The sequence below is a fragment of the Streptomyces graminilatus genome (assembly GCF_001418565.1).
Lineage (GTDB): Bacteria > Actinomycetota > Actinomycetes > Streptomycetales > Streptomycetaceae > Streptomyces > Streptomyces graminilatus.
On record NZ_LIQQ01000521.1, the window covers coordinates 1 to 10640 of the forward strand.

The following is a 10640-nucleotide window of genomic DNA, read 5'->3' on the forward strand; positions in this document are numbered from 1 at the left end:
CGGGCCCGCCGGGCCCGCCGGACCCGCTGGACCCGGGCGAGGCCGCCGCCCGGGCGGTCGCCGTGGTCCCGAGGCAGGCCAGCGCCGCGCCTGCCACGGACCCGCGCAGGACCTGTCTGCGGCCGGGCCGGTGGGTGAAGGGATTCGGCATGGACGGTTCCCCCGTTCTGTCGGTTCTCCCGGCACCGTAGGACGCCGTATGTCCCGGGCACCCGGGCCGGTTGTCCCGGTCGTGTCCCGGCCGGGACAGGCGACGGGGGCTGCCTACGGGGGCCACCGGCGGGGCGCTAATGGGGCGGCCGGAGACCGCGGACCGGGACGGCGTCCGGGAGCGGTGAGTTGGCGTCGAGGAGCAGCAGCCCCAGGGAGGTCGCCGAGTGCAGGACGTACTTGCCGTCGCGATGGCTGGTCACGAGGCCCCCGTCGCGCAGGATCCCGAGATGGTGGCTGGCGCTCGACAGCGCGAGCCCCACCGCGACGGCCACCTCGGAGGTGGTCCGACCGCCGCGCAGGGCCACCTCGGTCAGCACCGCGGCCCGTGACTGCCCCAGCAGCCGGGCCGTTCCGCCCGGGGTCGCGTGCGCGAGGTCGAGAGGAGTCCTGGACGCGGGATAGACGAGCACCGGAGGCAGTTCCGGATCGGCCAGGGCGGTCGGCCGCCGCCAGCAGAAGTACGAGGGGACGAGGAGCAGCCCGCGCCCCCCGAGCCGCAGGTCGCGCTCGACGGGATAGTCCACTTCGAGGACGGGACTGTTCCAGTGGGCGAGCGGACGCAGCCCCTCCAGGAGCGCCTGGGCCCCGCCGTCCAGCAGGGCGCGGGTGCCCCGGCCGATCTCGTTGCCGACCACCGTGCGGACCTGGGCCCAGTGCGGTGCCAGCAGGGCGTCCGAGTACTCGGCGATGGCGTCGGTCAGCGGAGCGAGCCCGGCGTCGCGCGGGCCGCCCAGAGCCGTGGTCCAGCCCGGCAGCGGACGGGCCTCGGCGAGCAGGCCCAGCTCGCGCGTCAGCCGGCGGCGCGGGGTGGCCCGCAGCAGGTCGAGCCCTTCCAAGAGCCCGGCCCCGGTCACCGGCGGGGTGAGGAAGTCCGGGATGTAGCCGAAGCTCGGGACGAGGGTGCGCAACCGCTCAAGGGCGTCGCCGAGAGCCGGGTCGTGCCGGATCCGCCGCCGGGCCGAACTGCGCCAGTCGCCGAATTCGAGCGGCCCCTGCTCCGTCTGTAAGCGGCACAGACTGCAGAGGATCTCCCACAGCGGGTCGGGGCGCCGGGCCAGCCGAAGGTTGCGCAGGTCGTGCGGGGTGAAATGGATGCGGAGCATGTGCCCTCCTTTGGTGTCACCCCCACGGTGTGACACCAAAGGAGGACGAGCGCCGGCCGCGCCCGGTTTACTTCCCGAGCACCCTTTCCAACGCCCCGATCGCGGACCGGAGTTCCTCGGCGGTCACGGTCAGCGGCGGCGCCAGCCGGATCGTCGATCCGTGGGTGTCCTTGACCAGGATCCCTTCCCGCATCAGCCGCTCACTGATCTCCCGTCCGGTCCCGATGGCCGGGTCGACGTCGACCCCGGCCCACAGTCCCCGCGACCGGAACCCGACGACGCCCCGGCCGACCAGCGCGGTCAGCCCCTCGCGCAGGACGACGCCCAACTCGTCGGCCCTGCGCTGGAATTCACCGGTCTCCAGCAGCTCGACCACGGCCTGGCCGACGGCCGCCGCCAGCGGGTTGCCGCCGAACGTCGAGCCGTGCTCGCCCGGGTGCAGCACCCCGAGGACCTCCCGGCTCGCGACCACCGCCGACACGGGCACGATGCCGCCGCCCAGCGCCTTGCCGAGGAGCACCATGTCCGGGACGACGTCCTCGTGGTCGACCGCCAGGGTGCGCCCGGTGCGGCCCAGACCCGACTGGATCTCGTCCGCGACGAACAGACAGCCCTTGCGGCGCGTCAGTTCGCGTACGCCGGTCAGATAGCCGTCGTCCGGGATCAGGACGCCCGCCTCGCCCTGGATGGGCTCCAGGAGGACCGCCGCCGTCGTCTCGTCGATCGCCTCCTCCAGGGCCGCCAGGTCGTTGTACGGCACGATCCGGAAGCCCGGTGTGAACGGGCCGAAGCCCGCCCGGGCCGTCTCGTCGGTGGAGAAGCTGACGATCGTCGTCGTACGGCCGTGGAAGTTGTCCGCCGCCACCACGATCGTCGCCCGGTCGGCGGGGACGCCCTTCACGTCGTACGCCCACTTGCGGGCCACCTTGACGGCGCTCTCCACCGCCTCCGCGCCGGTGTTCATCGGCAGGACCATGTCCTGGCCCGTCAACTCGGCCAGGGAGGTGGCGAATTGGGCGAGCCGGTCGTTGTGGAAGGCGCGGGAGGTGAGGGTGAGGCGGTCCAACTGGCGGTGGGCCGCCTCGATCAGCGCCGGGTGGCGGTGGCCGAAGTTGAGGGCCGAGTAGCCGGCCAGCATGTCCAGATAGCGGCGGCCCTCGACGTCCTCGACCCAGGCACCCTCAGCGCGGGCCACGACCACGGGCAGTGGGTGGTAGTTGTGCGCGAGGACCGGTTCCTCGGCGCGGATGAGGTCCGCGGAGGTGGCTGTGCCGGTGCTGCCGACGGTGCCGTTGCCCGTGCTTGAGGCCGTGCTCGCGAGTGCGGTCATGAGCGGATCTCCTGAGTGCAGCACTTGATGCCGCCGCCGGCCTTGCGGAACTCCGACAGGTCGACGGGGACGGGAAGGTAGCCGTGGCGCGTCAGTTCGGCGGCGAGGGCCGTGGCGCCCGGGTCGATGAAGACATGGTGGCCGTCCGAGACCGAGTTCAGCCCGAACGTCATCGCGTCCTCGCGCGTCGCGATCACCGCGTCCGGGTACAGCAGCGCGAGCACCTCACGGCTGCCCGGCGAGAACGCCTCCGGGTAGTACGCGATGTTGGTCTCGTCGAGCACGAACAGCGCCGTGTCCAGGTGGTAGAAGTACGGGTCCGTCAGCTTGAGACCGATCACCGGGACGCCGAAGTACTCCTGCACCTCGTGATGGGCCTCCCGGGTCGTACGGAACCCCGTGCCCGCCAGGATCCAGCGGCCGGCCGGGACCAGATCGCCCTCGCCCTCGCACACCGACTCGGGGCGGTACACGTCGAAGCCCGCCGTCTTGAACCACATCTCGTAGGCGGCCGACTCGGGGCGGCGCTCGGGGGCGTGGAAGGACGAGCCGAAGACCCGGCCGCCGACGACGACCGCCGAGTTCGCGGCGAACACCATGTCGGGCAGGCCGGCGACCGGCTCCACGGTGTCCACGGTGTGGCCGTGGGCGCGGTAGGCGCTGATCAGCGAGCGCCACTGCTCCTGGGCCAGATCCACATCCACCCTGGTGTCGGGGTTCATCCAGGGGTTGATCGCGTACTGCACGGCGAAATGTCTGGGTTCACAGACGAGAAAGCGCCGGGGGCGCGGCACACGGCTCTCGGGCACAGAGGGGTTCCTCCGCTTCCTGCGATGTTCCAGTGGGATGTACACCACGGTAGAAACAGAGCCCGACGCCCGACAAGCAACGAGGATTGCGTGTCCGCGCAGGAATCCTGCGTCTTTGGCGCCAACAACGCAGGTGTTATGCGTTTCCCGAAGCGTTGTTCGGAGCAGGGTGGGTCGCGCCCGCCTCCGGGCTTTCCGGGAGCAGATGGGACAGCACCATGTAGCTGATCGTCTTCCGGATGAACGGCTCCCGGCGGATGCGCTCCAGCACGTTCTCGAAGTGGTCCACATCCGTCGCCCGCACATGCAGCAGCGCGTCCGCGCCGCCCGTCACCGTCATCGCCGCCGTGATCTCCGGATGGTTGCGCACCACCTCCGCCAGCCGCCGGGGCGGCGCCGCGCCCTCGCAGTACACCTCGACGTACGCCTCCGTGCTCCAGCCGAGCGCCGACGGCTCCACCGTCGCCGTGAACCCGGTGATCACGCCCGTCTCGCGCAGCCGGTCCACCCGCCGCTTCACCGCCGTGGCCGACAGCCCGACCGCCGCGCCGATCTCGGCGAAACTCGTACGGGCGTTCGCCATCAGGGTGGTGATGATCTTCCGGTCCACTCCGTCGAAAGGTGCCGGCCTGATGTTCATCCGGGCACTGTATCCAGCGACGGCGGCCACCGCGCCCGGTCGCGCCCGGCATGCCGGGCACATGTGCACCCGTACGAATTCCACCTACACTCCACCATCATGCTGCGCGCCCTCGCCGTCGACGACGAACGCCCCTCCCTGGAAGAGCTGTTGTATCTGCTGCACGCCGATCCACGGATCGGCAGCGCCGAGGGAGCCGGGGACGCGACGGAGGCGCTGCGCCGCATCAACCGGGCCCTGGAGTCGGGACCCGGCGGCCCCGAGGCCATCGATGTCGTCTTCCTCGACATCCACCTGCCCGGCCTCGACGGCCTCGACCTGGCCCGGCTCCTCACCGGGTTCGCCAAGCCGCCGCTCGTCGTGTTCGTCACCGCCCACGAGGACTTCGCCGTCCAGGCCTTCGACCTCAAGGCCGTCGACTACGTCCTGAAACCCGTACGCAGGGAACGCCTCGCCGAGGCCGTCCGCCGGGCCGCCGAACTGCGCGACAGCGCCCGGCCCCTCCCCGCGCCCATACCCGTGCACGAACCCGACCCCGACCACATACCCGTCGAACTCGGCGGCGTGACCCGCTTCGTCGCCGTCGACGACATCACCCATGTCGAGGCCCAGGGCGACTACGCCCGGCTGCACACCGAACGGGGCAGCCACCTCGTCCGCATCCCGCTCTCCACCCTGGAGGAGCGCTGGCGCGCCCGAGGCTTCGTCCGCATCCACCGCCGCCATCTCGTCGCCCTGCGCCACATCGGCGAACTCCGCCTCGACGCGGGCACCGTGAGCGTCCTGGTCGGCGCCGAGGAACTCCAGGTCAGCCGACGGCACGCCCGCGAGCTGCGGGACCTGCTGATGCGCCGGCCTGCGGGCTGAAGGGGCGTACCAGAGCATGCCCCAGGACCCCTCCGAACGCCGGGTCGTCGTCACCGGACCGCCCCGGCGCGTGCGCCGCACCTCCGGCTACTACCGGCCGCGCACCGAGATCGACGAACAGACCACCCTCGGCCACACCTACGTCCGCTCCCTGATGCGCTCCCAACTCCGTGCCGCCTTCACCGTGTTCGCGGTCCTCGCACTCCTGATCGCCCCGCTGCCGCTGCTCTTCGCGGCGCTGCCCGACGCCCACCAACTGGAGTGGCTGATCCTCGGCTTCGGCCTCTACGCGCCGCTGGTACTGCTCGCCCGCTGGTACGTCCGGCGCGCCGAACGCAACGAACGGGACTTCGTCCGCCTGGTCGAGGACCAGGACCGCTGACCCCATGAACGGCAACAGGGACGGGAAGCGGTCCGTATGAATGAGAACCACGTCGTATGAACGAGAACTACGCCGTCCCGGCCGTCGCCCTCGTCGTCGTGGCGACGGTGTTCGTCGGCGCGTTCGGTCTGCGCATCTCCCGTACCACCTCCGACTTCTACGTCGCCTCCCGCACCGTCGGCCCCCGCCTCAACGCCACCGCGATCAGCGGCGAGTACCTCTCCGCCGCCTCCTTCCTCGGCATCGCCGGACTCGTCCTCGTCCAGGGTCCCGACATGCTCTGGTACCCCGTCGGCTACACCGCCGGCTATCTCCTGCTGCTCCTCTTCGTCGCCGCCCCGCTGCGCCGCTCCGGCGCCTACACCCTCCCCGACTTCGCCGAGGCCCGCCTCGCCTCCCAGGCCGTACGACGGCTCGCCGGGGCCTTCGTCGTCGGCGTGGGCTGGCTCTATCTGCTGCCCCAACTCCAGGGCGCCGGGCTGACGTTGGCGGTGCTCACCGACGCGCCCGACTGGGCGGGCGGGGTCATCGTCGCTGTCGTGGTCGTCGCCACGGTCGCCGCCGGCGGCATGCGCAGCATCACCTTCGTGCAGGCCTTCCAGTACTGGCTGAAGCTCACCGCCCTGCTGGTCCCCGCCCTCTTCCTCGTCCTCGCCTGGCAGGGCGACGGCGCCCCGCGCCACGCCTTCGACGAACCCGCCACCTTCCGCGAACAGCGCGTCGTCCGCGTCGACGACGGCCTCGACCTGAAGCTGAAGGCCCCGCTCACCGTCACGGTGACCGGCACGGTCGACGGCCGCCCGCACCGCGACCAGATCCTCCGACTCCCCGCCGGCACCCACCACATCGACCCCGGCGCCCGCCTCACCTTCGCCGGGGGAGCCGCCGTGCCGCAGGCCGACCGCGCCCCCGGCGGCGGCATGTCGACCTCCCTCGCCGAGGGCCGCGAGGAACGACCGCTGTACGCCACGTACGGCCTGATCCTCGCCACCTTCCTCGGCACCATGGGCCTGCCGCACGTCGTCGTCCGCTTCTACACCAGCCCGCACGGCGTCGCCGCCCGCCGCACCACCGTCGCCGTCCTCGGCCTCATCGGCGCCTTCTACCTCCTCCCGCCCGTCTACGGCGCCCTGGGCCGCCTCTACGCCCCCGAACTGGCCCTCACCGCCGACGCAGACGCCGCCGTCCTCCTCCTGCCCGACCGTGTGATCGGCGGCCTCGGCGGCGACCTGCTGGGCGCGCTGGTCGCCGGGGGCGCCTTCGCCGCGTTCCTGTCCACCGCCTCCGGGCTCACCATGGCCGTCGCCGGAGTCCTCACCCAGGACGTGCTGCCCTCGCGCGGTGTACGGCACTTCCGCCTCGGTACGGTCATCGCCATGGCCGTACCGCTCGCCGCCAGCGCCATCGTGGGCGGCCTCCCGGTCGCCGACGCCGTCGGGCTGGCCTTCGCCGTCTCCGCGTCCTCCTTCTGCCCGCTGCTCGTCCTCGGCATCTGGTGGCGCCGACTGACCCCGCCGGGCGCCGCCGCAGGAATGCTGGTCGGCGGGGGCTCCGCGCTCCTCGCCGTGGCCGCGACCATGGCCGGCTTCCCCGGCACGGGCGCCCTGCACGCCCTGCTCGCCTGGCCCGCTCTCTGGTCGGTGCCCCTGGGTTTCCTCACCATGGTCCTGGTGTCCCTGGCCACCCCGGGCCGCGTCCCGGCCGGTACGGCGGCCATCCTCGCCCGCTTCCACCTGCCGGAGGAGTTGTCCAAGGCACACGCCGGCCACGGCGGTCACGGTCCCGCGGGCGGCACGCGTACGGAGGTGACGCGGACGTGAGCGGATTCCTCGCCGGGCTCTGCGTGGCCGTACTCCCGCTGCTGGCCGCCGGTTTCTGGCTCGGCCGGCGCACCGCCCGCCCCGAACGCCTCGGCGGCCTCGGCACCCCCGTCGAGCACGCCACCTTCGAGACCCTGCACACCGCCTCCCTCGCCGCGCCCCCGCTGCGCGCCGGCCTCACCGAGGAGACCGCCGGCCGCTCGGCCCGCCGACTGCGCACCCTGCTCGGCACGGACGCCCTCTGCCTCACCGACCAGAAGTCGGTCCTCGTCTGGGACGGCGTCGGCGAACACCACCGCGCCGAGATCATGGAACGCCTCGCCGGACCCCTGGAAACCGGTCGCGGCGAAGCCTTCCCCCTCACCTGCGACGCCCCGGACTGCACCCTGCGCTGGGCCGTCGTGGCACCCCTCACCGTCGACGACCGCGTCCACGGCGCCCTCGTCGCCTGCGCGCCCCGCGAGTCCGCGGTCCTCGTCCGCGCCGCCGGGGAGGTCGCGAGATGGGTCTCCGTCCAACTGGAGTTGGCGGACCTCGACCAGTCCCGCACCCGACTGATCGAGGCCGAGATCAAGGCACTTCGGGCACAGATATCCCCGCACTTCATCTTCAACTCGCTCGCGGTGATCGCCTCGTTCGTCCGCACCGACCCCGAGCGCGCCCGTGAACTGCTCCTGGAATTCGCCGACTTCACCCGCTACTCGTTCCGCAGGCACGGCGACTTCACCACCCTCGCCGACGAACTCCACGCCATCGACCACTACTTGGCCCTGGTTCGGGCCCGCTTCGGCGACCGCCTCTCCGTCACCCTCCAGATCGCCCCCGAGGTGCTCCCGGTCGCGCTGCCCTTCCTCTGCCTCCAGCCCCTCGTCGAGAACGCCGTCAAACACGGTCTGGAGGGCAGGGCGGCGTTCGCGGGCAGGAGCCACATCAGCATCACCGCGCAGGACGCGGGCGCCGAGGCCCTGGTCGTCATCGAGGACGACGGCGCGGGAATGGACCCGGCACTGCTCCGCCGTATCCTCGCGGGCGAGATCAGCCCGTCCGGCGGCATCGGCCTGTCGAACGTCGACGACCGGCTCCGTCAGGTCTACGGCGACGACCACGGCCTCGTCATCGAGACCGCGCTCGGCGCGGGCATGAAGATCACCGCCAGGCTGCCGAAGTACCAGCCGGGCGTCCACAAGGCGGGCCGCCTCTTCGAGAGCTGACCAGAACCGAACCGAACCGAACCGACCCGACCCGAACCGACCCGACCCGAACCGAACCGACCCGAACCGATCCGAACGGAACCGGTCCGACCGGGCATCGGCGCCACCGGTTCCTTAGCCCATTCGGGTGTACGGAGGGTGGGGGAGGACGTCAGGTGGGGCGGCTGACCACCATCCCCAGGGTGATCAGGCCAAGCACCACCCAGCCGAACCACAGCCAGCCGTTGCTTCCGAGCGCCACCGTGTAGGCCGTCACCGCGACGAGCCCGCCCAGGGTGAGCACCCCCATGGTCTTCGTCGAGCTGTTCGTGGAACCGGGCATCGCGACACCCTCCTCATGGCTCTTCTCCCTCCATGGTGCCCCCGTTCCGCGTCCGCACGGTGCAGACGACGAAATGCGTTCCGGAGTCCCACGCTCCGCGCCCCGTCCAGGAACCGGCCTCGTAGACCGACGGATCGAAGCCGTAGTCGGCCGGCGCCACGTCCTTGGCGCAGGCCGCGTCCGACATGTCCCGCGCCTGCTCGAAGGGGACGCCCGCGTCGAGCCGCGTGAACCCGAGGACCTCCTCGTCGTGCCTTTCGGTACAGGCGATCAGCCGCGCGTCCCGCCCGGAGGGCGCCCGCAGACAGTCCCGCTTCTGCATGGTCGCCGTGTCACCGAACGCCTGCCCGGACTCGCGATACGGCCCGAGCGGCCCGTACACCGGCCCGTGCGCACCGAGCAGCAGACAGGCCGTACGCCCCCCGGCGGCACCGAACCCGCCCTCGCCCGGCACGACGGCGAACGCGCGTACGTCCGCCAGCTTCTCCTGGAGATCCCGGGTGCGCTCCTCGCACCGGGCGGGCCCCTGCGCCCGCGCCTCGGCGACGGAAGCGGCGCGTACGACCGCCAGCACCTGCCCGTCCGGCGGGGCGTCCCGGCAGGTCGGGTCCACCGTCAGCCGTGGCGTCCCCCGGAAGGGCGTACCGCCGGGCCAGTCGGCGATCACACAGTCGCCCTCGGCCAGGGGAGCGGCGAGCCCGACCGGATCGCCGTACGGCTTCCCCGAGACCTGCTCGTCGCCGCTCGCCGGGTTCCCCAGCGTCAACCAGAGACCGACCGCGGCCAGCGCGACCCCGGCCAGCGCGCCCACGGCGGCCGGGAGGGCGTGGGAGCGCCGGGGAGGCGGCGGCTCGGGTACGGCCGACGGGGATTCCTGGTGGTGCCCGTTCAGCTCCTCCGGCACACCCCACGGCGGCATCGACCCAGGGTCGGTCCTGGCGCGCTCGTACGCGTCGGCCTGGGGCGTGAGGATGCGGTGCAGCGCCGTTTCCGCGAGGGCCGCCGGGATCCGCCGGACCGGGTCCTTGGCGAGCATCGCCTCCAGCACCGGCCCCAGCGCGCCCGCCCGCTCGGGCCTGCGGGGCTCCTCCTTGACCACCGCGGTGATCTCGGCGAGCTGCGTGGCCCGTTCGAACGGCCCGACACCCTCGACGGCGTAGTACAGCGTGCAGCCCAGGGAGAACAGATCGGCGGCGGCGGTCGGCGGCCCGCCGGTGGCACGCTCCGGCGCCAGATAGCCCGCCGTGCCGACCAGGGAGGACGTCAGCGTGTGCCGTGTCCCGCCCGCGTCCGGCTGCACCGCGATGCCGTAGTCGGTGAGCAGGATCCGGGCGTACGGCGTCCCGGTGCGGTCCGGCGCCAGCAGGATGTTCGCCGGCTTCACGTCCCGGTGCATGATGCCCTGCTCGTGACCGGCGGTCAGCGCGTCCAGGACGGCGAGACCGATCCGGGCGCACTCGGCGGGCGTGCGGGGGCCGCGCAGTCCGACCAGGTCGCGCAGGTCGAGGGCGCCCGCCACGTACTCCATGACGATCCACGGCAGACCCTCGTGCTCCAGCACGTCGTGCACGGTCACCACGTTCGGGTTGCCGCGCAGCACGGCCGCGTGGCGGGCCTCGGCGCGGGCCCGGGCGACCCGCGCGGCGCGCTCCGATCCGGCCTCGGTGGGATCGCGGAACACGATCTCCTTGAGGGCGACCTCGCAGGCGAGTCTCTGGTCGTGGGCAAGCCAGACGTGGCCCATGCCGCCGCTGCCGAGTTGGTTGAGCAGCAGGTATCGGCCGGCTATGACTCGGCCCACTCCTGAGGTGGGTGAACTTGATGGCATCCGGTGAGCTCCCGCGGTTACCTGCGGATGTGCGGTTCGGTGGTTGGGTGCGGGTCGGTGGGGGCTGGTCGCGCCCACGCGGCGGAGCCGCACATCGATACAGTCCCGCGCCCCT

At 72.4% G+C, this 10640-nt stretch carries 10 protein-coding genes; 4 read left to right on the forward strand and 6 right to left on the reverse strand.

Annotation, left to right across the window (positions count from 1 at the left end; genetic code table 11):
- Positions 1-287: 287 nt before the first annotated feature.
- From AOK08_RS34820 to AOK08_RS34835, 4 genes are all read right to left on the reverse strand, one after another.
- A complete protein-coding gene (locus tag AOK08_RS34820; RefSeq protein ID WP_055533462.1) occupies positions 288-1316 on the reverse strand; it encodes an ArsR/SmtB family transcription factor in 1029 nt (342 codons plus the stop codon).
- Positions 1317-1383: 67 nt separating this feature from the next.
- Positions 1384-2646, reverse strand: coding sequence for an ornithine--oxo-acid transaminase (gene rocD, locus AOK08_RS34825; protein WP_241827217.1), 1263 nt, complete (start codon positions 2644-2646; stop codon positions 1384-1386).
- Positions 2643-3455, reverse strand: a complete 813-nt coding sequence (gene ddaH, locus AOK08_RS34830; protein ID WP_055533463.1) for a dimethylargininase — start codon at positions 3453-3455, stop codon at positions 2643-2645. Before ddaH ends, rocD begins: the two co-directional genes overlap by 4 nt.
- Before the next feature lie 136 nt (positions 3456-3591).
- Positions 3592-4095, reverse strand: coding sequence for an Lrp/AsnC family transcriptional regulator (locus AOK08_RS34835; protein ID WP_055533464.1), 504 nt, complete (start codon positions 4093-4095; stop codon positions 3592-3594).
- A 99-nt stretch (positions 4096-4194) separates the two neighbouring features.
- Between AOK08_RS34835 and AOK08_RS34840 the strand changes: the two genes are divergently transcribed.
- From AOK08_RS34840 to AOK08_RS34855, 4 genes are read left to right on the forward strand one after another with little or no spacing between them, the layout of a single operon-like run.
- Positions 4195-4962 carry a LytR/AlgR family response regulator transcription factor gene (locus AOK08_RS34840; protein ID WP_055533465.1) on the forward strand — a complete coding sequence of 256 codons (768 nt, stop codon included), beginning with the start codon at positions 4195-4197 and terminating at the stop codon, positions 4960-4962.
- Positions 4963-4978: 16 nt separating this feature from the next.
- Complete coding sequence (locus AOK08_RS34845) at positions 4979-5344, forward strand: hypothetical protein (protein ID WP_055533466.1); 366 nt, start codon at positions 4979-4981, stop codon at positions 5342-5344.
- Between the two features lie 56 nt (positions 5345-5400).
- Positions 5401-7164, forward strand: a complete 1764-nt coding sequence (locus tag AOK08_RS34850) for a sodium/solute symporter (RefSeq protein WP_055533467.1) — start codon at positions 5401-5403, stop codon at positions 7162-7164.
- Positions 7161-8375: a sensor histidine kinase gene (locus AOK08_RS34855; protein ID WP_055533468.1), complete on the forward strand. Its 1215-nt coding sequence runs from the start codon at positions 7161-7163 to the stop codon at positions 8373-8375. Before AOK08_RS34850 ends, AOK08_RS34855 begins: the two co-directional genes overlap by 4 nt.
- 151 nt (positions 8376-8526) lie before the next feature.
- Here AOK08_RS34855 and AOK08_RS48995 read toward each other — a convergent pair whose 3' ends face one another.
- Together AOK08_RS48995 and AOK08_RS34860 are read right to left on the reverse strand one after the other, a co-directional pair.
- A complete protein-coding gene (locus AOK08_RS48995) occupies positions 8527-8697 on the reverse strand; it encodes a hypothetical protein (protein ID WP_107101125.1) in 171 nt (56 codons plus the stop codon).
- Positions 8698-8710: 13 nt separating this feature from the next.
- A complete protein-coding gene (locus AOK08_RS34860; protein ID WP_055533469.1) occupies positions 8711-10525 on the reverse strand; it encodes a serine/threonine-protein kinase in 1815 nt (604 codons plus the stop codon).
- Between the last annotated feature and the right edge of the window lie 115 nt (positions 10526-10640).